12 protein-coding genes and 1 pseudogene are annotated in these 24,814 nt (G+C 34.9%); 6 read left to right on the plus strand and 7 right to left on the minus strand.

From position 1 onward, the window contains the following. Nucleotides 1-231 precede the first annotated feature (231 nt). Nucleotides 232-873 carry a ribosome hibernation-promoting factor, HPF/YfiA family gene (hpf, locus tag F6K23_RS14905; protein ID WP_293156666.1) on the minus strand — a complete coding sequence of 214 codons (642 nt, stop codon included), beginning with the start codon at nt 871-873 and terminating at the stop codon, nt 232-234. A 259-nt stretch (nt 874-1,132) separates the two neighbouring features. Between hpf and lipB the strand changes: the two genes are divergently transcribed. Beyond that, on the plus strand, nt 1,133-1,801 hold the full coding sequence (gene lipB / locus F6K23_RS14910) for a lipoyl(octanoyl) transferase LipB (protein ID WP_293156669.1): 669 nt from the start codon (nt 1,133-1,135) through the stop codon (nt 1,799-1,801). 297 nt (nt 1,802-2,098) lie between these two features. Here the strand turns inward: lipB and F6K23_RS14915 are convergent, their stop codons facing one another. Beyond that, entirely contained in the window at nt 2,099-2,605 is a 507-nt protein-coding gene (locus tag F6K23_RS14915; RefSeq protein WP_293156672.1) for a single-stranded DNA-binding protein, read from the minus strand. Nucleotides 2,606-3,287: 682 nt separating this feature from the next. Next, a complete protein-coding gene (locus F6K23_RS14920) occupies nt 3,288-5,816 on the minus strand; it encodes a mannose-1-phosphate guanyltransferase (protein ID WP_293156675.1) in 2,529 nt (842 codons plus the stop codon). A gap of 1,455 nt (nt 5,817-7,271) precedes the next feature. On the opposite strand from F6K23_RS14920, the gene F6K23_RS14925 reads away from it, so the two are divergent. Both F6K23_RS14925 and F6K23_RS14930 read left to right on the plus strand, forming a co-directional pair. Continuing rightward, a complete protein-coding gene (locus F6K23_RS14925) occupies nt 7,272-7,472 on the plus strand; it encodes a hypothetical protein (protein ID WP_293156678.1) in 201 nt (66 codons plus the stop codon). An 8-nt stretch (nt 7,473-7,480) separates the two neighbouring features. Next, nucleotides 7,481-8,218 (plus strand): class I SAM-dependent methyltransferase, encoded by a 738-nt coding sequence (locus tag F6K23_RS14930; protein WP_293156681.1) that lies wholly within the window; start codon nt 7,481-7,483, stop codon nt 8,216-8,218. A gap of 1,270 nt (nt 8,219-9,488) precedes the next feature. Here the strand turns inward: F6K23_RS14930 and F6K23_RS14935 are convergent. Then, entirely contained in the window at nt 9,489-10,613 is a 1,125-nt protein-coding gene (locus F6K23_RS14935; RefSeq protein WP_293156683.1) for a site-2 protease family protein, read from the minus strand. A gap of 1,109 nt (nt 10,614-11,722) precedes the next feature. Between F6K23_RS14935 and F6K23_RS14940 the strand changes: the two genes are divergently transcribed. Next, nucleotides 11,723-13,099 (plus strand): methyl-accepting chemotaxis protein, encoded by a 1,377-nt coding sequence (locus F6K23_RS14940; RefSeq protein WP_293156685.1) that lies wholly within the window; start codon nt 11,723-11,725, stop codon nt 13,097-13,099. Between the two features lie 650 nt (nt 13,100-13,749). Here F6K23_RS14940 and F6K23_RS14945 read toward each other — a convergent pair. The 3 genes from F6K23_RS14945 to F6K23_RS14955 form a co-directional block, all read right to left on the minus strand. Then, complete coding sequence (locus F6K23_RS14945) at nt 13,750-14,085, minus strand: hypothetical protein (protein WP_293156688.1); 336 nt, start codon at nt 14,083-14,085, stop codon at nt 13,750-13,752. 1,128 nt (nt 14,086-15,213) lie between these two features. Beyond that, the gene (locus F6K23_RS14950; protein WP_293156691.1) at nt 15,214-15,369 is read right to left on the minus strand and encodes a hypothetical protein; all 156 of its coding nucleotides are present in this window, start codon (nt 15,367-15,369) and stop codon (nt 15,214-15,216) included. A 724-nt stretch (nt 15,370-16,093) separates the two neighbouring features. Beyond that, nucleotides 16,094-19,396, minus strand: a complete 3,303-nt coding sequence (locus F6K23_RS14955; protein WP_293156693.1) for an alpha-mannosidase — start codon at nt 19,394-19,396, stop codon at nt 16,094-16,096. A 1,511-nt stretch (nt 19,397-20,907) separates the two neighbouring features. Between F6K23_RS14955 and ltrA the strand changes: the two are divergent. Both ltrA and F6K23_RS14965 read left to right on the plus strand, forming a co-directional pair. Continuing rightward, nucleotides 20,908-22,839, plus strand: a pseudogene (gene ltrA, locus F6K23_RS42870) (group II intron reverse transcriptase/maturase). 731 nt (nt 22,840-23,570) lie between these two features. Next, on the plus strand, nt 23,571-24,785 hold the full coding sequence (locus F6K23_RS14965; RefSeq protein WP_293156695.1) for a hypothetical protein: 1,215 nt from the start codon (nt 23,571-23,573) through the stop codon (nt 24,783-24,785). Nucleotides 24,786-24,814 lie beyond the last annotated feature (29 nt).

A 24,814-nucleotide genomic window follows, 5' to 3' on the forward strand; every position in this document is an offset into this window, starting at 1 on the left:
GCAAAATTCTCTATTATCCCATAACCGCAGTGTAGGGCACATTACAACGCACCCTGCAATTAGAATTTTTGCGTAAGCTCTAATTGTTAAAATGAATCACTCAGATATTAGTTAATATACCAAGGAACAAGTTGCTTAGGAAATAGACTGATGATGAACCTCAGATAGGGAAATTTTTTCCCCTATTCCCTATTCCCTATTCCCTGCTATAACCCCAATTCTGATATCATTCTAAACCTGAGCAGATTCAATACCTGCTACTTCATCATTATGAGTTGCCTTCCCATTGCTACTATGACCATTAGTAGGTCGTGGTTGAATTAAACCATAACCACCATGATGGTAACGTTTGTAGATCACATTAATTTCGCCTGTTGCAGCATTGGAAAACATATAGAAATCATGATCGATAAATTGTAGCTGCTCTAGTGCTTCTTCTACCGTCATCGGAGACATAGCAAAATATTTCGTCCGTACGACTTCACTAGGTAGCTCCGGTTGGCGATCGCCAATCAAATCCTGCTCTACTGGTTGTGATTCAATCATCTCAACAGTTTTAGCTTTACTCACCTTGGATTGACGCTTTTCTTTATACTTTCTTAATTGGCGTGCAATTTTATCTGCTACTAAGTCAATACTAGCATACAAATTCTCGCTACTTTCTTGGGCACGAATGACTGTACCGTTAGCGTAGATAGTTACTTCTGCTGTCTGCTTAGGATTTATCCGTGGGTTTCGAGCTACTGACAGATGTACATCTACCTCTGTAGTGAGTTGTTGAAAATGGCTAACTGCTTTTTCAATTTTTTGATTAACATACTCGTGAATGGAATCGGTTATTTCTATATTCTTACCCTGGATAACAAGCTTCATAAGCTCCCTCCGCTAATGTTTGGGATTTACTATTTAGAGTAGCACTTTGTATTCTCCCTAACATCCTATCTTTAAAATCCTTTGCATCCCTTGACATTTCTTGATTTTTTGGGCTTGAATTTAGCTAAATTTACCCTTGATTTTTTGGATAATTCACAGTAACCGAACTGACCCCTAAATACTCTAGCTACATAACTCAATATAACTCAACTTTAGATCTTGGTATTTCATCACATTGTCCACTTCAAAACTCTCTAACATGGTTGATCAAAATAGTCCCTGTTTACCAAGCACTTGCCATTTAATTTGTCCAGGATTAATTAGTTACTCAGTGGCCTGGGAATGGCAACAATCACTTGTCCAACAACGTCGCAATTGTCCAGAATTGACTGATGTCCTAATATTATTAGAACATCCACCAGTTTATACTTTAGGACAAGGGGCCACATTGGATTTTCTCAAATTCGATCCCAGTCAAAATGAATATGAACTTTACCGAGTGGAGCGAGGTGGGGAAGTTACATATCATTGCCCCGGCCAACTGGTGGGTTATCCTATTCTTAATCTACGACGTTATCAGCAGGACTTACATTGGTATCTACGACAACTAGAAGAAGTATTGTTACAAGTTTTAGATGTCTATGGTCTCGATGGTGAAAGATATCCAGGTTTAACAGGGGTTTGGTTAGAGGGAAGAAAAATAGCAGCTATGGGGATTAAAGTTAGTCGTTGGATAACTATGCACGGTTTTGCTCTAAATGTTTGTCCAGATTTAGTTGGTTTTCACAGAATTGTACCTTGTGGTATTTCTGATAAATCTGTGGGTAGTCTTGCAGAGTTTATTCCTGGTATTACTATAGATGAAGTCCTTCCTCAAGTAGTTACTGCTTTTACTAAAGTATTTGGAGTAGAGTTAATTTGCTATTAATGTTAAAAAGTGTTTCGGTCTATAATGCGGAGCAAACAGCTTATCGACAAGGGGATGCGCGGCCTCTCCTCAAATTAAGCGATAAGCTAGTGCCGCTACGCGGAAGTCATAAGTCATAAGTCATAAGTCATAAGTCATAAGTCATAAGTATTGATTGGTAAGGCTTTTAGGATTTTGTAACTGGTCAGTTATTTCCGCCATTCTGCACTAGAAGTCGGGGATTTAAACCCAAGCTTTCGTACTCAAAGCTGAGTGCTGTTTGCAGAGCATTCCGGTACAGAAAATGCTCATAGCTAGTTAAAAAGGTATAGGATCGGAATCGTCTGGTGGTGATTTCTCTTCTGGTATATTTGGTTTTGATTCTTCTTTGAAAGTAGAGCTACGACGAGACTTTAAATCTACAACATTATTATAGTTTTGCTCTTGTGGTTGTGTCTGAGTTACGGTTCTTTTACTAGGTTGATTTTTGGATGTTTGACTATCATCTTGAGTCATAGCTTCAGGACTAACAGGATATATTCTGGAAGCTGTTAATTCAGCTCGTTTTTCTTTAAAACCTTCTGGTCGTTCAATAGTATTCATATTCAAGCGACCTTCCACAATTACAACATCTCCTTCGTGGTATTGTTGACTAACTTGTTGAGCTAAGTCTCTCCATGCTACTACTTTTAGTACAGCAGGTTTTTTTTCTACTCCTAAATTAGAAAATTCCACCATCATTTCTGCTACTGGTAATTGAGCATCTGCTGTGTAGCGAAGTTCTGGATCTTGGATAATTTGTACCATCAATATACAGCTATTCATTTTGATTTCTAACTATGACTAATGTAAATAAATTATAGGGGCTGGTTTAACGAAAAGCTTTGACTTAAGTGCAATGAGTTCTAAAAACCTGCCCTCTAATATTGAGTTTATTTCTGCTCACCTATCTTAACTTATAATCCCCTTCAAATATTGAGTTTATTTCTGTTCACCTATCTTAATTATAACCCCCTTCAAATTAGCAAAAAAAAAGGAAAACAAAAACAAGATAATTATAGCAATCTTATTTGAGTTTAGAGATATTGTAGATTTTAGGAAACAGGGAACAGATATGGGAGAAACGCTGAAGTAATAAAACTATCACAAACGATTTAGGATTGCTATAGTAATCGAAGGAAAGGTGAGGATATATCAAAAGCTGAAAACTCAGAAAATGCCAGATTTTCCCTTCTCCTTTCTTCCTTATAATTAATTATAGTAATCGAAGGAAAGGTGAGAATATATCAAAAGCTTAAAGTTCAGACAACGCAATATTTTTCCTTCTGCATTCTGCCTTCTTCCTTCTTACCGAAAAATTAAGGTATAAAGCCTCTCTATTCATGGAGAAAAAAGAAAAAAATTCCTTTTAACCCAATCCTCTTCTTTTCAAGGGGAGGTAATTCTAAATTCGCGCATTCTAAATTCGCGCATTCTAAATTCTTGAATTCTTCCTTCTGCTATACTATCAATCATTTAGCTTCTTCCCAGTCATAAATAAATTCACAAAATCATGGATTGTATTGCGGTAATCCCTCAAAGTTTTATCAACCCAATCTCGATCATTACTATCTGCATAAATATGTACTAAGGGTTCTCCAGCATCCGGTAAAACTAATACCCAATTATCATTTTGATGATTAATAATCTTTACTCCATCAGTTAATTCTAATTTTTCTGGAGAATTAGTTTCTACTAAATACCGCATTAACGCTCCTTTTACTTTCCAAGGACAACGTACTTTATAGGAACGATGAGTAACAGCAGGAATATCCGCACTGATTTGTCCTAAAGAGCGCTCTTGAATAGTCAACATTTCTATTACTTTAGCGATACAAAACATGGCATCAAAACCAGGATGCAATTTAGGAAAAATAAATCCCATATCACCACTCCCACCTAATACCACATTATGATGAATTTGACAAGCCTCCATTAATGCCGTAGGATTTGCTTTGGTCCGAATCACATGACTATCATGACGACGAGCAATTTGTTCTACCGCCGCAGAAGCATTTATTGGTACTACTACCGAAGTGCGCGGATGAGCAGTTAACATCAAATTGACCATTAGTGCAGTTAACATTTCACCACGAATCGCAGAACCAGTTTCATCTACTAATATTAATTGTTCTCCATTTGCTGTTACTTGAACTCCTACATTTGCTTGTAAAGCTTCTACCACCCGACCTAATTGATCTAATAAACTTTCTTTTTCTTCTTTTCCTAAAGAATTCTCTTTTAAGCTAGCATTTAAAACTACAGCATCACAACCAAATTTAGCTAATAATTGTGGTAATATTGCTCCAGAAACACCATAACAATAATCAATTACAACTTTAGATTTACTATAGCGAATTGCCTCAGAATTAAGCAGATTTTCAAAGCCTTTACTATAAGCATCTAATACTTCATGGCGATAAACCATTTTGCCAATTTCAGGAATTTGTACTCGGCGTAAATCTTCTTTAAAATATGCTCCTTCTATCTTTTTTTCCTTCGCTTTAGAAAGATTAATTCCTTGAGAATCAAAGATTTCAATTAATATTTGGTCTGAGCGGTTAGGAGAAAGACGTACATGAACACCACCTACAACATTCATAGTTGGTAAAATTTTTCTGGCAATAGGAATTGCAGTAGATTCTAAATTTATTACGTTCACTCCTACTGACATTAAACCCGCAATTAAAGACCGAGAAACCATCCGAGATATACTGCGTTGGTCGCGAGAAGCTGATATTGTTGAACCAGGTTTTAAAATAGAACCATAAGCTGCTCCTAACTTCACCGCAAATTCTGGAGTAATATCTATATTTGCTAATCCCTGCACCCCTCGTTGTCCAAACAAATTTCTCTTAGCAGTTGTCCCCCAAATCAAATTAATATTCAGGGTAGCTCCAGATTCTACTTTTTTACTAGGCCATACTCTAACATTGGGACTAATTTGAGCCTCTTCTCCTACAGTAGATAATGAACCAACTACAGCACCTTCTAATACTTGAGCGCGACGGTCTATCCGCGCACCTCGACAAATTACACAAGCTCTCAAATTTGCATCCTCTCCCACCAGTGCCCCATTCCAAATAATTGGGCGCTTCACATCAGCATCTGCACCAATTGTCACATTATCTCCAATCACACTACCTGCTTCAATCTGGACTCTTGGGCCAATTCTACAGTTATCTCCGATTAAAGCTGGTGTCTCAATTTTAGCTGTCCGGTCAATATAAGTATTTTCTCCTGTCCAAAGTCCAGGCGATCGCTCTTGATAAGCAACATCAAGTTTTACTGTATGTTGAAGTGCGTCATATTGAGCTTCTCGATAAGCATCTAAATGTCCGACATCACACCAATAACCTTCTGCTATATAGCCATACATTGGCTCGTTTTTATCTAACAATAAAGGAAATAATTCTTTGGAGAAATCACTTTCTTGATTATCTGGTAGATAGTTTAAAATTTCTGGTTCTAAAATGTAGGTTCCTGTATTGACGGTATCAGAAAATATTTCGCTGGTAGAAGGTTTTTCTAGAAACCTTTTTATCCTCTGTTTTTCATCTGTAATTACTACTCCAAATTCTATAGGATTAGGTACGCGAGTTAGTACTAAAGTGGCTTTTGAATTATTTTTTTTATGAAATTCTATGGCTGTAGTTAAATCAAAGTCTGTAATTGTATCTCCACTAATTACTAAGAAAGTTTCATCGAGAAGTTCAGCAATATTTTTCACACAACCAGCAGTTCCTAAAGGTTGTTCTTCTTCTACAGCATAAGTCATTTCTACTCCAAATTGACTGCCATCTTGGAAATATTCACGCATTACATCAGGCAAATAATGTAAAGTAGCAATAATTTCTCTAATTTGATGTTTTTTTAATAAATTAATAATATGTTCGGCTATTGGGCGATTTAAAATTGGTACCATTGGTTTGGGAAGATCGCAGGTCAGTGGTCTGAGTCGCGTTCCTGAACCTCCCGCCATTAAGACTGCACGCATAATTCCTCCTTTGTGATTAATTTTATCTTCATATCTATATAGCAATCCTATGTTATTTCTGTATAAAAATCTTATTGTTTTTAGGGAATAGGGAACAGGGAATAGGGAACAGGTAAGAGTTTCAGTTTTTTTACCTACTTTTTGATTTGTTACAACCTATTTAGGATTGCTATATCCATAAGATTTGAGTTGTGAGATATTGAAAACTTTTAGGGAATAGAAAATAAGAAAAAAATGTATCATCTGAATATAATAATTGCTATATTCTATACTTTTAAGGAACATTTCAATTCTCACAACTGATTCCTGATTGCTATATTAATTCATTAATACTAATTGGCACTTTTTTGATATGATTGTGTCATGACGCAAATAATTAGTCAAAATTCATTGCTTCTTATTACCTTTTAAATACTATAGTTAATATTTTTTTATTGACTTTGAGCAAATTTTTGGTAAGTATTTTCTGCGCAATGCTTACAGAATAGCTAGCTACTAATAGACATCTCCATAAAAGAGGGAACAGGGAAGAAAAATTGATAATTTATGGATAATAATTGATTGTATTTTTGATTTTTGGAGATGTCTAATAGCAGAATACTTACAATTTTTACTCGAAGCTGTTCTTCAATTTCCCCATTCACAATCAATCAAAATACAGGGATTTTAATAAACTTTATAAATCGCAAAAATCATCAAAAATTAATTTTTTTATTGATTTTTTACCGAGTAATTAACTAATTAATAATTAAATAATTCGCGCCTTGAAGCCTCCCCTTTTATAGTCATTCTGGTTTAGATTGAGACAAGGTTTTCTTGCTGTGAAAGGGTTTTGGCTGAAAAAGTGTTCCATTCTTATTCGGAATGACTATAAGGGGAAAAAAGCGGTCTCCGGATGGCGAGGAAACCTGCGCTGTCGGACCATCAACCAAGAGAAGAAATAATATTTCCTTATATTCAATTCCCTAGCGGTTAAAACCCGAGGAAATTATCAATTATCCATTAATGAACACCTTTTTATTCTCTGTTCCTGATTTGCTAGTAGCTGTAGAGAAGTTTTGTTCAAATATCATCTAATTTTAATTCCATAATCATTAAGTATATAAGTAAACTTAATATAGAAAATGATTGTTTATAAAAAATATAAGTTAGGCAATTTTTTCTACCTTGCCTGACACCTTGTATCCTGGTTTTATATTTTTTTACCGAGAGATTGTGGGTATGCGCCTCCCATTTTAAGGCGATAAAAAAAAAGATAATTCTGTATTTTAAGCCTCCTGATTGTAGAGGTACTGATAACTGATAACTGAAATGACACTCACCTACTTACCTATATTAACTATATTGGTTATAATAGTTTGAGGAATCTTAAACCTAAAGTCCAATTAAAATTAATTAAATAATTATTATATTGGGCAAAACCTGAAAAATTAACCTTTTAAGAGTTTTTGTACCATGAGTACGTTAATTGGCCTGTTATTACTGGTTGTATATGGAGGTGGAATCTGGAAGTTCTGGAATGGGTTTAAACAGACAAACTTTTCTCAGAATTTTCAGAATCGTTTAGTATTATCTATATTTTGGCCTGTTTTATTAATTGGTAACAAATCTTACCGTAAGAACTTTACAAAAGCTCTCAAAGGTTCTAGACGATAGAAAAATAAATGTCCAAAAAAAAGTCTGCCTTGTCCTCGGATGGGGACCAATCTTCCTGGTTCGCTCAAAAAAATTTAGATAATTGGCATACTCAAATCGTCGCAGTACAGAGTCGCTTCGATCGAGATTATCGAGGAGAATCTTTTGAGTTACCCTCGGAAATTGAAGCAATGCCAATATTTCATGATTATGCCTCTGGTAATCTCACAGCAAAAATAGTTTCACCTTTTTGGGAAATAGCTAAACCTAAGAAAAATCAAAAATGTTTGGATATTGGCTGTGGAGTGAGTTTTTTGATTTACCCTTGGCGTGATTGGGAAGCTTTTTTTTATGGTCAAGAAATTAGTACGATTGCCAGAGATAATCTAAACCATCGAGGCTCTCTACTAAATTATAAACTGTTTAAAGGAGTAGAGTTAGGACCTGCTCACCAATTAAATTATCAAGCAAATGAGTTTGACTTGGCGATCGCTACAGGTTTTAGTTGTTATTATCCCATAGATTATTGGGAAGAAGTACTTAAGGAAGTAAAACGCATTCTTAAACCTGAAAATAACTTTGTTTTTGATGTGCTTAACCCAGAACAACCATTAGCAGAAAATTGGGCAATTTTAGAAACTTATTTAGGAGCAGAAGTCTTTTTGGAACCTTTAGAAAATTGGGAAAAAATGATTAAAGTCATGGGTGGAAAAATAGTAAAGCGACAACCTGGAGAACTATTTCAAATGTATAAAATCAAATTTTAAGGGATATTGCTAGTTACAGAGTTTGGTCTTCAAAATACTTCTAAGCAGAAGGAAGAAGAAACAGGGAAGAAGTAAGAAGGAAAAATATTGCCTTGTCATAGTTTTAAGCTTTTGATTTATCCGCGCCCTTTCCTTCAATTAATATATATTATATTTGCTGAGGAACGTAAATTAAATAACATCGGAAATTTCTGTTTTAGGTCTGGGAAACCTCTTAAAAGTCAGGGCTATTTCATTCTCAACTGTGCCATTTTATGTATTGACAAAACGACGTTATTTCAAGCTATAGGAAATTTAATCTTTCCCTGTCTGAAAATCAATAAATTCATTGCCAAAATCTAGAATGAAATAACCATGCTTGAAAGTAATTAATTTTCTCTAGTTTTAATTGATTTTCATTCCTGAACTAATTAGGGTTTGCGCTTCACTAGTCTTTTAGCAGGGGTAGGAGACAGGAGACAGGAGACAGGAGACAGGAGAAATGGGAATTATAGAGGAGATAGTCGGAAAAATTGTAAGAGTGATTTTTCTGCCATAATCGTCCCAAAATACTAGCATGCATGAGCTTCTTGCGCTGAAAAGCTGGTACTTATTTAGACAAAAAAATGCTAAAACCAATATCAGTCAATGCTTTGATACTTAATCCGCAACCCCTAATTCACAAAAATTATCTCCCTAATTCTACAATATCCTCACTATTCCTCTATTCCCCCTCGTTTAGATATATAAGAAAAATTCAATTTTAACATTCATATTTCTGTTTTGAACGACACCACATATCTTCAGCAAATAATACCAATTTGAAAAAAGAATGTGTTTGAATAATAAGTGTAATTATAGTCATTTCAGTTTAGATTGAGACGATAGTTTCTTACTGTGAAAGAGTTTCAGCTAAAAAAGTGTCTCATCCTTAAGTATAAACAACTATAAAAGGCAACTGCAGGAAATATACCTTTGACAAAAACAGAGAATTTTTGACCGAAAAACTGGTATTGAAGCCATTCATTCTGACTCCTGACTCCTACGACATAACACATTAAATCCTTTTCAGTTACATTAACCTAAGCGTAAGCATTTCCTGCAGAATGCTGCACAAACAGCTCTTAGCAGTTAGCGCTTCCCTACGGGATGCTACGCAAACAGAAAATAATGAATAATTGCTTCTAAGGTTGAAGGAGTGTACCTTGTCAGTAACTTTTAATTCTCTCTCAAATTTTCAATTGCTTTTAACTTCTCCTCTTATCAATAGCTGATAGCTGAATGCTTACACCTAAGCAGGTTTTACCTGAGCTTTATTTTCCAACAGACTCCTAATTGAAGCTTTTTCAATTAACCCAACTAAAACACCATTTTCATCAATAACAGTTAATTCATTAACTTGCTTTTGCTCCAACAAAGAAACTACTTCTAAAAGAGAAGTTTTAGCTACTACAGTCTCCATATTTGTTACAGGTTTCGTTAATTCTTTTACCAGAACCAAAGGCCACTCAGAAGTATTAACTATTTTCAAATCATCAACGTTAATTACCCCTACTAACTGCTCTACTTCATTAATAACTAAAAACTGCTTTCTACTATCTTTCCCAATTACATATTCATTCACAAATTCTCGTAAAGAAAGACTAGCTGAAACAATTGGGCAATCAGGAATAATGGCATCTGCTGCAGTTAAGTCCGCAAGAGTACCTTGAATTTCTGCATATTGGGCAGAACGACCAGCATTTTGTAGTAAAAACGAACCAATTAGAATATTCCAAATATTAGGAAAACTACCAGATAAAAAAGTAGGAATCAAACTAGAAACTATTGCAAGCCAACCAAATGCTTGACCTACTCTACTAGCAAAAATAACTCCTTTGTAAGGGTTATTCGTGATTTTCCAAACAATAGATTTGAGAATATTCCCACCATCGAGAGGTAAGCCAGGAATTAAGTTGAATAATGCTAAAACTAAATTGATATAAGCTAAGAGTTGCAGAATTGCAGCTAGTGGTCCGTTGATGGCTGTAAATGTATTAATTATAGTAAATAAACCAAATAAAACTATACTTACTAACGGACCGGCAATTGCCACCCAAAATGCTTCTCCAGGAGTTTTTGATTCTCTATCTAAACTAGCTAAACCTCCAAACAAAAATAGGGTAATTGATTTTACTTCTATTCCTTGAGATAGAGCAACAAAACTATGACCTAACTCATGAGCTAAAACAGAAGAAAATAATAATAATGCTGCTATTAATCCTAATATCAATGGTAGTATCCCAGCTAATTCTGGAAATTGCTCTGCCAGACTGCTACTATAAGTTAAAGTGACAAGAACTAAGACAAGAAACCAGGATGAGTTAATATAAAATGGTATACCAAATAGGTTGCCGACACGAAAAGATCTATTCATAAATTTTTCCTCTAAGTTAATAATCTTTAAATTAAGGGATTTTTTTCCTCTTGAGAAATCTATATATTTACTGTAACAAAATGTAAATCAGCTTTGTAGTTTCTTAATATAGTGGTATCCCTCCCTCAATGTTCGGTCATAGAGAAATTAAGTAAATTATTTTCTGATATTAAATTTATGATGATTTTATCATAATATAGCCTGTTCCAATTCATTCAGATACAGGATTTGGGATTTCAGGGAACAAGCAAGAAATTAGATGTAACTTCACTGGATAATCCAAGCATTGTGGTAAATTTCACACTAAAATAACAATTATATGTGAATTAGAAATGAATTATAGATATAGCAATCCGGCATGATTTATGAGAATTTTATTACTTGGGTGTTCCCTATTATCTATTCCCTAAAATCTACAATATCTCACAACTCAAATAAGATTGCTATATTAATCATAAGTGACAGAATAAAATTAATTTTAAGTTGAATTATTGTAAATTGTAAATTCTAGATGTTATTTGTATAGAAGTATTTGAGATAGTTATAAAAAAATATATTGGAATTAGGAAAGAGGCATAATAATTTCATGTTTTTTATCTATTTTGGATTGTTTTACCAAGAATTTTTGATTGTTATAACAAGGTTTATTTGATAAAATGGAATAGCCATCCCAAAGCATGATAAAACTATATAAACATCAAACATTTGCCGATTAATTTATAAATCCTGTCTTAATTAATTTAGTTAAAAACAATCAGAATAATCTCAAATTCAGAAGTCAGTGTGGAAGATAAAAATTAGTTTTTTTTCAACATTTTCATTACTTAAATATAACTATTATTGGCTTAAACTAAATTTTGATCTAGTATTTTATTGAACAATAAGTAATTTATTTCAGTGCTAGATATTCTCACCTTAGTTAATTGCACAAGGAAGAAGGTTTTAGTGATCTAGGGGATTAGTTATCTAGAGGATTAGTTATCTAGAAGAGAAGGAAGAAGGAAAAAGGAAAAATTTTGCGTTGTCTGAGTTTTAAGCTTTTGATCTGTTCGCGCCCTTTACTTCAACTGCTATAAAATAAAAATTAGCAGTAAATACAATAGTTATTAATGAAAAATAAACCTTTATGGATAGGTTTGATGAGTGGAGGAATAACTGCGATAGCAACTGCTATTGTCACAATGGTTTATTCTCCAACTTTTCTAAGCAAAACTCACCGGAATTATGCGGTCGCCTGTACAGCAGGTATTACCAGTTTTATCACAACATTTAGCTTGGGTATTATAACAGCCCAAAAACTTCGTTTTTCAACTAATAGACTAGAGAATTGTCTAGAGGATATTTCTGAAGGAAAATATAATATTAGAATTCCTATTTATGCTAATGACGAACTACAAGATTTGACTAAAAAATTTAATTCTATGGCTGACGTGATTTGTAATCTTCTAATTAATCTAAAAATTAGAGCAGAAAGGAGCGAACAGGATAAAGAAAAAATCGCTAGTCAAGTGATAAAATTGTTAGATAAAGTAGATACTGCTGCTCATGGTCAACTTCACGTTAAAGTTAAAGTTAGATGCGAAGAATTAGGAATAATTTCTTATTGCATTAATATGACTCTCAACAACTTTCTGAAACTTGTTAAGAAGGTAGATTATGATAGCCAAGAAATTATTACTCTTATAACCACAGATAGTCAAACTATTTTTCAAAATTTATCCCTAGAAAGTCAGTGGCAAGCAGAAGAAATAGATTCTTTCCTCCAATCTTTAGAAGTGATAGTTGACTCCTTTTATCAAAGAGCATGTAAAGCCTGGGAAGCTGAACAAGTTTATCAAGAAATTAGTAATTATGCTTCCACAAGTTACCATTCAATAGGCAATATTTTTCAAGAAGTTATAACAGCATACACGTTGATTTCAGAAATTCATCACAAAGTCAAAAGATTGACCGAATATAATTATGATTTAAATCAAATCAAAACTTTAGTCGAACAAATGAATATTCATAATAGATTTTTGTTACTAAATACTACTATTTTTGCCTCTAGGAAAACGAGCAACGAAGAACTACTAAAAATAGCAATAAAATTGCAAGAAATGGCAAATAATTGGGAATTAATCAAGAAAAAATTGGAACACTTTCAACATAATGTTCAAAGCTTAAATCTGACTATTTCTGAGAATAATATCCCTGTCGAAGAATTCCCACAGCAAAAATTAGGAGAAGAAGTTAAGCAAGGACTAACTAAAATTGTTCAGAATATCTATAAATTTAATAACTATATAGATAACGTTGCCTCCTTAGGAGAAAATCATACCGATAATCTACAAAAAATCACAGAATTTTTACAAATTATCCACAAAAAAAATATCGAAAGAAGTCAAGTCACAAAACAATTATATGATTCTTCACAAAAAATTATTAATATTACAGAGAATTTAGCAGAATCAGTTAAGCATTTTACTTTAGAAAAAACAGAATAATTATTGACTTGGAGATAAATTGCAAAATCTAATAATAGAAAATGTTTAGGATAAATTAGAGAGTAGCCATTAAGTAAGCACTTTTTTTCACTAACCTGGCACTTATATCTAGATTTTATGTTTATTTATACTCACTTACTTAAGAGGCGATGGCTAGATAAATTTTATTTTAATTTTGAAGAATAAAAAAGGAAGAAGTTAATAGGAATGGGGATAAGGATAATGAAAAGTGGCTGCTCCGCGTCTACAAATCCTAACCAATTTTAGACACCGTGTAGACGGTAGAGTATTCAACCCATAAAGAAAAAGATAAAATTTTTTTTTAGTATCTGTGACAGTTAGACTCCATCAAAAAATAGTGGAAAATTGACACTCTTATTTAGATTGACATTAAGATTTTAATCAAACAAAACTGTAAAATATACATGAGTTATGTTAATCTCATAAATTATTGCAATATTCACTTTATAGGAATAGTGCAAATATCTTAAGAATTTTACAGACCATTTGACTATAACTATCTTTAGTTTTAATTTGCCATTCTTGATAAATTTTCTGACCTTATAGATAAAATTTTCTGAAACTATCTACTTTTTATCTTTTTATATTTTTCAACAAGCCAAAATACAGTTCTAAAAATATCAAAAAATTTACCTCAGCTCTGGAGGATATTTGTTTCCTGAAAGAAAATATTGACGAATTTGAAACATTGGTCGCCAAGCAATAGCATTATAATTAGTACGAGCTGATGCTAAATTATTTCCTTGAGCATCAAATACTTCAAGCCATCCATCAGCACCATCAGTAGTTGTGCGAATAATTAATGTATCTTGACCTTCAATAGTTATTCTCAATCCATAAGCTTTACCCCAGTTTCCTTCTTCAGCTTTATTATAAAATTTGTAGGATTCCCAAACACTATTTGGTAGTTGATTCACTGTTGCTTCAAAATCATTTTCTCCATCAACTGCCATACATTTTGACATCTCATCAAATTTCTGTAAATCACTTAGATGAAGTCCTCCATAAACACTTACAAGGTTTTCAAGACTAAAGGCAAATCTTAACTGATACTTATATTCATCAACAAATTCTTTTTGTAGAAGTTATTCTGCTTTTTCAATATTTAATCAGAAATTGCTATACCTATCTATATATTTATAGAGAAATTTTCACTGCCAGAAGTAAAGGAAAACCGACGATTTTTCCTCAGAGCAGAAATTCTCCACTCAGACAAAACATAAATAGAGAAAATTCATCATCTCCCACAGCCAAAAATCAGAAATTGCTCAACTTATATCCATATTTATAGAGAAATTTTCACTGCCAGAATTAAAGAAAAACCGAATATTTTTCCTCAGAGCAGAAATTCTCCACTCAGACAAAACATAAATAGAGAAAATTCATCATCTACCAAAACCAAAAATTTCACTTTCTATACCTATATCTATATTTATAGAGAAATTTTCATTGCCAGAATTAACAGAAAACTGAGCATTTTTCCTCCGGGCTAAAATTCCCCACTCAGACAAAACATAAATAGAGAAAATTCATCATCTCCCACAGCCAAAAATCAGACATTGCCAAACTTATATCCATATTTATAGAGAAATTTTCACTGCCAGAATTAAAGAAAAACCGAATATTTTTCCTCAGAGCAGAAATTCTCCACTCAGACAAAACATAAATAGAGAAAATTCATCATCTACCAAAACCAAAAATTTCACTTTCTATACCTATATCTATATTTATAGAGAAATTTTCATTGCCAGAATTAACAGAAAACTGAGCATTTTTCCTCCGGGCTAAAATTCCCCACTCAGACAAAACATAAATAGAGAAAATTCATCATCTCCCACAGCCAAAAATCAGACATTGCCAAACTTATATCCATATTTATAGAGAAATTTTCACTGCCAGAATTAAAGAAAAACCGAATATTTTTCCTCAGAGCAGAAATTCTCCACTCAGACAAAACATAAATAGAGAAAATTCATCATCTACCAAAACCAAAAATTTCACTTTCTATACCTATATCTATATTTATAGAGAAATTTTCATTGCCAGAATTAACAGAAAACTGAGCATTTTTCCTCCGGGCTAAAATTCCCCACTCAGACAAAACATAAATAGAGAAAATTCATCATCTCCCACAGCCAAAAATCAGACATTGCCAAACTTATATCCATATTTATAGAGAAATTTTCACTGCCAGAATTAAAGAAAAACCGAATATTTTTCCTCAGAGCAGAAATTCCCCACTCAGACAAAACATAAATAGAGAAAATTCATCATCTCCCACAGCCAAAAATCAGACATTGCCAGAATTATATCTATATTTATAGAGAAATTTTCACTGCCAGAGTAAACAAAAAACCGACGATTTTTCCTCAAGATTAAAATTCCCGATTCAGATCAAAGATAAATTCAGAAAATTCATCATCTACCACAGCCAAAAATCAGACATTGCCAGAATTATATCTATATTTATAGAGCAACTTTCACTGCCAGAGCCAACAGAAAACCGACTATTTTTTCCTCAAGATTAAAATTCCCAACTCAGACAAAAGATAAATGAAAAAAATCATCATCTTCCACAACCAAAAATCAGGCATTGCCAGAACTATATCCAGATTTATCAGAAATTTTCATTGCCAGAGTTAATAGAAAATCTACTATTTTTCCTATGGATAAAATCTAGAATCTCCCACAGCCAAAAATCAGACATTGCCAGAATTATATCTATATTTATAGAGAAATTTTCACTGCCAGAGTAAACAGAAAGCCGACTATTTTTCCTCAAGATGAAAATTCCCAACTCAGACAAAAGATAAATGAAAAAAATTCACCATCTCCCACAATCAAAAATCAGACATTGCCAAACTTATATCCATATCTATAGAGAAACTTTCACAACTACTTTTCCTCAAAGTAAAAATTCCAGATAGAGACAAGCGATCGCCCATCTCAATTCACAAAATTTCCCCAAATTCATCACACCATAAAATCCAGAGAAAAACTCATAATTTTCCAAGGTAAAACTTCACAACTTCCACTCTCAAAATCAACAGAAGATTCAGCAACATCTCGCTCCAACAGATCAACAACTTTTCCTAATGCCAAACCAGCATCACTTTCCAACTTCAAAATTGCCTCTCTTCCCAAACATTCATAACACCTTAAAACCCAATATTGATTATTCTCTGACCGCTTCAACCCCATCAAAATTAAATTATCAGTTTCCCAACCTAAAAAACGATAAATTTGTGGCAACCTTCCACCAGATTTTTCCGAATTAATCCACGGCATTACCTTAACAAGCAAAGGCAAATTTAACTCATAACCCCGTTGCACAGTACCAGCACTTTCCCAACTTCCCAAATGAGGATAAACAGCATAAGTAAATTCGTGAATTCCCACATCAGCCTCCTCATCAGGCCAAGTCGAACCCCTTAATAAACTTAAACGTAATTCATCCGACTTTGCATCATATCCATACTTACAATCATTCAGCAAACTTACCCCATAATTATCATCACTAATATCCGCCCAACGTAAAGCAGGAACCTCCCATTTTGCCTTATCTCTTTCTGTCTGAAACTTAGTCATTCTCTTAATAGCCCCACAAGGAATTTCATAAGTAACAAAATCCGTATCTATATTTATAGGAAAAGCCGCCTTAACTAAAGTATGAATTTCCTGCCAATTTACCCAACATTTAATTTTTAGCAGTGGAGAACCAAACTCCAGAATATAATCCTGACAAAACTCAGACTTTCCTATTCTTCTAATAACCCGCAGACAACTTCTTAAATCTCCCCGTTCCATCCACCCAATATCTATTAACTTTGCAGGAGCTAAAGGATATTCTTGATAATTTGGATCGATATTCCAAGCATCCCAATATTGACCCCCATCTTGAAAAACTTGCAATTCATTCCCCTTCCCTTTTCCCAAAACTTCCCGTTCATTAATCTTGTCAAAAATACTCTCCAAATTTCCCGTTTCCCCCTCCACCTTTACCCGTAATAAATCATTCTCTAAAAGCCATCTTTCACCATTTAAACTAACAGTATTGACAAACTCAATTTTTTTCGCTATCCTTTCTGTAAAATGGGCAATAGGTGTGCTCATATATAGTCTTTTGTCCAAATCAGAAAACCCGTAACATAACCAAAACACTCGATAACCAACCCCAGGTACATCAGAAGCAACAAACAACAAATCCTTATCCGACACCTGAGAACTAACTAATCTTCCCTCATGGTCATAAACTAGCCAGTCATTTCGATCATTTTGCATACCAGCAGAATAATTATCATTATCCATTTCCAAACCTTCACCCTGCTGCTTACTCCCCACACCCCAACAATCCTTTTTTTCCGGAGGCGCTGGCAAAGCAACCGAAACCAATTCCGAACGTTGCCAATTCAAAGAATTAAAAACAATAACCCGATAAAACATCCCACCCTCACCAGAATCAAACGAAAAAGGCAGACAAAAATCAATATGAGAAGCGATCGCCTCCATAGCCTCATCCAAAACTTCCAACCCCAACCGTTCAGACTCCCTCCAACTACCATTAGCATCCACATAAACATCAGAAATAGCCGAACCAGGCAAAATATCATGAAACTGATTAAACAAAACCCCCTTCCAAGCAACCTCCAAATCACCCCTCCGATAAAAAGCCCCAGTCACAACCGAAGCAAAAACAGCAAACAACTCAGCCTCATACAACAAACCCTCACAACAGCGGTTCCATCTCTTTTGATCAGCATGAGTCGTATAACAACCCCGATGAAACTCCAAATAAAGTTCATCCCGCCAAACAGGAAAATCATCAGAACCTTCCCCCACCAACTCCACCAAAAAATCCTCAGCAGTCGTAAACTCCAACAAAGGAAAAAAACCAGACTCCCGCCATCTTTTCCCCACCTCCAACATATCCCGACTCGGACCCCCACCATGGTCTCCCACCCCAGGCAACCACAAAACATTTTTCCTCCCAGTTTTCACCAACCATTCACAAGCAAACCTCGCCATTTTCACAACATCAATACCCTCCCCTATTGGCGGTAACATCAAACTAAAAATCCGACTTTTATCCAAACCTTCCCACCAAAAAACCTCAAAAGGAAACTCCATCAAATCATTCCAACGTAACTTTTGAGTCACAAAAAATTCCATACCCCCACCCTGCAAAATTTGCGGAAGTTGCCAACAAAAACCAAAACTATCCGGCAACCAAGCAACAAGAGAAAATCTGCCAAACTTTTCCCAAAAATAACCTTGACCATATAAAACCTGCCTAACAATTGATTCCCCACTCACCGTATTTAACTCTGGTTCTACCCACAAACCCCCAACAAATTCCCACTTTCCCAACTCAACTTGCCCTTTAATTCTATTAAATAAATCTGGTCTATTTATTTCTATCCATTCATATAGTGCCGGAGTCGAATGACAGAAAATAAGTTCAGGAAAATCATGTTGTAAACTCAATACAGACTCAAAAGTTCGTTGCGCCACTTCCCAAGTTTCTTTTACATCCCATAACCAAGCTAAATCTAAATGAGCATGACCCAATAATTTCAGTTTTAAACTATTAATATACTTCCCAGAAATTTTGACTATCTCAGCATTAGCTTTTATCAGACACTCTTCAAACTTTTCCCTCTCTCCAACTGAATGCCAATCTATCAAATTCACCGCATATTTTATTCTGTCTATATCTAAGCAATTCTCTGCCTCAAATTTTGTCAAATATTCAACCAAAATTTCTAACTCATCTGCCAGTAAACCAGGGTCTAGCTGATAATTATCCACATTTTCATACACGCACCAAGACTTTACCAAAGCTCCCCAGTCATGTACCGGACTTACCAACTTAATCCCAATTAAAAAAGTCTCCCCAATCATCGCCTTTGGAGTTAGTAAAATTCGACTCGAACAGTCAAATAAATCTCCTGTTTGTACTAATTTTCCATTCACATAAATTTCCGCAGATTCAGCCCACCAAGTTAAACCTAATCTTAAAGATAAATCAGCTAAAAAATAGTCGTTTAAGTGTGAGGGAATTATCAATTTTTGCCCTAACCATAAAATCTGTTTACCTTTTGCCCAGGCAATATGTTTTCTCTCATTTGTTACGGCTAATTCCCAAGTATCTAAATTTTCAAGTGCGGTTAAAGGTATATCTTTTTGTCGGTATCGCCATTGTGTTTGAATATCTACTTGGGTTAGTTTTCGTAGTTTCTCTATAGTTGTTGAAATTTCTCTAATAGAAAATTGCATAAAGTTTTGATTTCTTGATTATTGAATGTTTAGAAAGAGTATATAGCAGAAGAAAGAAGAAGGAAGAATAGAATAGATAGGATATAAGCGATCGCTCCACTCAACTGAGAAGAGCAAAATAAGCATTTTGTGAAGCTCAAAAAATCTGTCAGGTTTTTTCTCTTGCATTCCCCAAAAAGTTGTGAGACAATTTATATATTGGGGGTTATTCGCCCCTACGCATGACTTTTTATTCAACTAAAAACTCCACACTTTCTACGGGTAACTATATTAAAGATATAAGCGATCGCTCCACTCAATACTCAACTGAGAAGAGCAAAATAAGCATTTTGTGAAGCTCAAAAAAATCGGTCAGGTTTTGAGTCTTGCATTCCTCAAAAAATTGTGAGACAATTTATATATTAGGAGTTGTTCGCCCCTACGCATGACTTTTTATTCAACTAAAAATACCGCACTTTCTACTGATAACTATATATAGATATATAAGCGATCACTCCACTCAACTGAGAAAGTAGAAAAAGTTTTCCTGTCATCTCATCGAAAAGAAACATTTTGTGAAGCACTACTAAAAAAAGTCCGTCACGCCAAAGTTTTTTGCCTTGCATTCCTCAAAAAATTGTGAGACAATTTATGTATTAGGAGTTGCTCGCCCCTACGCATGACTTTTTATTCAACTAAAGACTCTACACTTTCTATTGATAACTATATATATAGAGATATATAAGTGATCGCTCCACTCAATTGAGAAGAGTCAAAGCAAGCATTTTGTGAAGCACAAAAAAAATCTGTCAGGTTTTGAGTCTTGCATTCTCCAAAAAATAGTGAGACAATTTATATATTAGGAGTTGTTCGCCCCTACACATGACTTTTTATTCAACTAAAAATATCCCACTTTCTACCGATAACTACTATGATTTTGTGCGACTCGTTGGCCACTAAACCAGGAAACTGGGTATAAACGGCCGTTCCAAGTCAATACATGAGGGAAACCTCGACTTGTGAATAACTCTTATATCCTTAGAGGTGAAATTCCTCCGCCTTGTTGTTAGGTAGAAAGCATAGGCCACGGAGTAGAGACTGAACATCAATCTCCGAAGCTGGCTTAAAAGCGGGAAAATACCAGTTACCAAGGAACGATACCGCAAGCAAAGGCTGACAAGTGGACGAACAGGAAGGTAATTAAACTCTCGTTACGTAGAACCATTCCAAAGGTAGCTATGGGATGTAGGACGAAAGTCAGGGGGTCTTTGGGTAGTCTTATGTTGTCGAGGCTATCAGCAACCATACCGAACCCTCCGGGAGAATTTACCCCACTAAATCAGCCGTAAAAAGGGATAAGGGAACGAGGAAACCTCCTTAAGACACCTAAGAATATAGGTCGAAATCTTAGGAAGCCATTCAAGGTCAATCTGCACTATGGTTGCAGGTCTTAGGGAAAGTAGGATTGGGTAAAAAGCATATCTATGCTGACGTACCCACTGTTAGACGTAATGTAGAGGAACGATTAGCTAATGAATAAAGCTAAAACCCTAAAAAGACGTTTGGGAAACCCAAAACCATTTTTAAGCGTGGCATGGGACACAAACGATATACCGGATGCCTGTAGTGTCAATCCAAATCTCAAATGGAAAGACATTAATTGGGAGAAGGTGGAAAAGTATGTGTTTAAGTTGCAAAAACTCATCTACAGAGCATCCAACCGTGGCGAAATCCGCAAGATGCGTAAATACCAAAGACTTCTGACCAAAAGTTATTACGCTAGGTTGCTAGCTGTTAGGCGCGTGACCCAAGATAACCAGGGCAAGAAAACTGCTGGTGTAGATGGTATTAAAAATCTACCTCCTATGCAGAGACTGAACCTGGTTGATTTACTAAACACGCGATATCTAAAAGCGAGTCCTACCCGTAGAGTCTGGATACCTAAACCAGGGAGAGATGAAAAACGTCCTTTAGGCATACCCACTATGTATGATAGAGCCTTACAAGCCTTGGTTAAGTTGGGTATGGAACCAGAGTGGGAAGCACGTTTTGAACCTAATAGCTATGGTTTTAGACCAGGGCGGTCAGCACATGATGCTATTGCAGCCATCTTTGACAGTATCAAGTTAAAACCTAAATTTGTCCTAGACGCTGACATATCCAAGTGTTTTGACCGAATTAACCATGATGCACTGTTGAGAAAAATAGCTCAATCACCTTATAGACGTTTAATCAAAGAATGGTTAAAATCTGGGGTCTTTGACAATAAACAACTCTCAAACACTGTCGAAGGTACACCACAGGGAGGGGTAATTAGTCCCCAAAAGCGCAAACATCGCCCTGCACGGTATGGAAGAAAGACTAAATGAATTTGCCAAAAATATAGACCTTAAGGACAAAAAAGGCAACCAAAAAGGTTGGCAAAATAAAATAAAAAGTCTCAATCTGATACGCTATGCTGATGATTTCGTAATCCTACACGAAGATATCAAAGTAGTGCTACAAGCAAAAACCGTAATACAGGAATGGTTAAACCAGGTAGGATTAGAACTAAAACCAGAAAAAACCAAAATTGCCCATACCTTGGAAAAATATGAGGGGAATAAACCTGGATTCGACTTTTTAGGTTTTACAATCAGGCAATGGAAAGTTAAGTCAACCAAACAAGGATTTAAAACGCTAATTAAACCATCCTCAAAGAGTATAAAAACTCACTATCAAAAACTGGCGGGTATATTTGACAAACACAAAACTGCTCCCACTAGAGCATTAATAGTCAAATTAAACCCAGTAATCAGAGGATGGTCTAACTATTTCTCAACCGTAGTCAGTAAAGAGGTATTCAGTAAAATGGATATGCTTTTATGGAAAAGATTATGGAGATGGGCAAGTAGAAGGCATCCAAATAAGTCGGCCAAATGGGTGAAGAAGAAGTATTTCCCCAACATAAAAGGAACCCGAAACTGGGTACTTAACGATGGCGAATATATACTAAGCCAGCACCTAGATGTGCCTATTGTACGACACATCAAAGTTAGAGGTAATAAATCCCCTTATGACGGCGACTGGACTTATTGGAGCAGCAGAATCGGCAAACACCCAGGCGTAAGGAAAGAAGTCACAACACTGTTAAAACGGCAAAAGAATAAATGCGCATTTTGTGGACTAACTTTTAGTCCGACTGACCTTATGGAAGTTGACCATATAAAACCAAGGTCTAAAGGTGGTGACAACACACTTAAAAACAAACAGTTGTTGCACCGACATTGCCACGATACTAAAACTGCTTTAGATAATAAAACATATCCAAAATTTAAGCCACAGGACTTACCTGAGAACTATATATGGATTGACGATATGTTAATTCTGAAGCAGGATGTACCCATGAAAAGGGACGTTTAAGAGAGGAGCCGGATGAGATGAAAGTCTCAAGTCCGGTTTTGAAGACGAGTCGGGTAGGGTAACTTACCTGGCTTAGTTTAACTAATAGAGAATCTGAAGTGATCGCTCCATTCAGTTTAGAAAGGAGAAAAAGTCTTCCTCTCAGTGGAGTCCCCAAAATCATTGTGTGAAGCACCAAAAAAAAACTGTCAGGTTTTGAGTCTTGCATTCTCCAAAAAATAGTGAGATAATTTATGTATTGGGAGTTGTTCGCCCCTACGCATGACTTTTTATTCAACTAAAACCACCGCACTTTCTACCGATAACTATAGATAGGATATAAGCGATGTAGCTACCGCACTTGTTCCGCCAAGGCTCCATTCAGTTTAGAAAGGAGAAAAAGTTTTCCTCCTGTCATTAAAAATAATCATTTTGTGAAGCACAAAAAAAATCTGTCAGGTTTTGAGCCTTGCATTCCCCAAAAAATAGTGAGACAATTTGTATATCATGAGTCATTCGCCCCTACGCATGACTTTTTATTCAACCAAAAAATCAGATCACCCTCTCATAAAAATACTCAAAAAACCCTATATTTCTTCTCCTTGAGATAGAGATGTAAAAGCAGATTCTGATTTTTTTTCTAACAACAACTTTTTTGTAACTAACTTGAGTTTTTGATGAGGTTTTCTCATGCAAAAATTTCTTTCATCAAAACCTTAGCTATTTTATAAATAAGTAAAGCCAAATCATATTTCATATTTCAATTCACTCAGAATAGAAAATTAATAAACCTATCAAAACATCTAAAATAAAAATGACATCAAGTCCTTATAAAAGTAGAATATTAAACTTTATATCTGAAAAATATCGCCAAATATTAGACCAAAGCGATCACGCCCTCAATCAAATAAAAATTGCAACAACCAACACAATTCAATTGTTACTTTATCCAATATATGTGTTGCTGCAAACCTCTCGCCTAGCAGTCAAACAACTAGAAAAAAATAGAACCGTAGAAATACCACAAATCAAAAATAAAGTCAATAATCAAAATACTAAAAATCATCAAAATACTAACCAACCCATTCACCAAGCATCACTAACAACAATACAAACTGCCACCACACCAGCATCTCAACTCTCACTAAACACCTCAACCTCCTCCCTAATAAAACCCCAATCTAAACTTTTCCCAAGACTAGATATTAAATTAGAAAATCAAGACATCCTGGCAGATAATCATCAAAAACCTGAACTTTTGACCAAAGAACAACAAAAACAACAACTTATCCTAACAGCTTACTTAGAAAACAAAACCCAATTGCAACTTCAACCATGCGCCGAAATTACACCAAACTCCCGATATATGGGAATGTTCTGGCAAATTATGGCTTGGGTACAAACCAGTAAAATAGCCTTGTGGTTCAATCTATTTGAAGAATTGAAATTACCCCTGGAGAAAAATGAACTAATTCAGCAAAAGAAGCATTACCAAACACTGCCATTATTGTCAAGTTCCAATCTAACATTCCATAACTTTATTAGCAATGTAGCTAAAAATTACCTACACCCAATTACTAGAAATCTAGGTTTAAATGGTTTGCTACCACCCTTTAATATAGAAGAATTACCCTTTGAATCATTGTTAGAAGTAAAACAAGAGGAAGACCAGGTACAGAATTCTTCTCAAAAGACCATTTTCACTTCTAATAATTCTGCCAACATAGAAACTATCAGATTTAGAGAAAATCGAGGCAGAAGCATCAAAGCTTTAACAAAGACAAATGAACAAAACTTTTCCCAGACCACAAAAAATGCCAAAGTTTCGATTCAATATTATAGTAGAGAAGATAGTAGGCCAGATTACCAGCAAGAACAAGACTGCTTAGAAGTAGCCTCAGTTTCAATAGGATATATCAAACATCCTCTAGAAGAAATATTGGCATGGGTGGATGTGGTTATGACCTGGATAGAAAAAGTATTTGCACAAGTCTGGCAATGGAGCCAAAAGAAGTTGAAAAATATTTGACACATATATTGTAGTCAAATGAGACAGTA

It is taken from the genome of Okeania sp. SIO2C9, assembly GCF_010672455.1.
GTDB lineage: Bacteria > Cyanobacteriota > Cyanobacteriia > Cyanobacteriales > Microcoleaceae > Okeania.

Bases quoted from the DNA above. Each gene is read 5' to 3' on its own strand.
- hpf (WP_293156666.1), bottom strand. From the start codon at position 873: ATGAAGCTTGTTATCCAGGGTAAGAATATAGAAATAACCGATTCCATT.
- lipB (WP_293156669.1), top strand. From the start codon at position 1,133: ATGGTTGATCAAAATAGTCCCTGTTTACCAAGCACTTGCCATTTAATT.
- F6K23_RS14915 (WP_293156672.1), bottom strand. From the start codon at position 2,605: ATGAATAGCTGTATATTGATGGTACAAATTATCCAAGATCCAGAACTT.
- F6K23_RS14920 (WP_293156675.1), bottom strand. From the start codon at position 5,816: ATGCGTGCAGTCTTAATGGCGGGAGGTTCAGGAACGCGACTCAGACCA.
- F6K23_RS14925 (WP_293156678.1), top strand. From the start codon at position 7,272: ATGAGTACGTTAATTGGCCTGTTATTACTGGTTGTATATGGAGGTGGA.
- F6K23_RS14930 (WP_293156681.1), top strand. From the start codon at position 7,481: ATGTCCAAAAAAAAGTCTGCCTTGTCCTCGGATGGGGACCAATCTTCC.
- F6K23_RS14935 (WP_293156683.1), bottom strand. From the start codon at position 10,613: ATGAATAGATCTTTTCGTGTCGGCAACCTATTTGGTATACCATTTTAT.
- F6K23_RS14940 (WP_293156685.1), top strand. From the start codon at position 11,723: ATGAAAAATAAACCTTTATGGATAGGTTTGATGAGTGGAGGAATAACT.
- F6K23_RS14945 (WP_293156688.1), bottom strand. From the start codon at position 14,085: ATGTCAAAATGTATGGCAGTTGATGGAGAAAATGATTTTGAAGCAACA.
- F6K23_RS14955 (WP_293156693.1), bottom strand. From the start codon at position 19,396: ATGCAATTTTCTATTAGAGAAATTTCAACAACTATAGAGAAACTACGA.
- F6K23_RS14965 (WP_293156695.1), top strand. From the start codon at position 23,571: ATGACATCAAGTCCTTATAAAAGTAGAATATTAAACTTTATATCTGAA.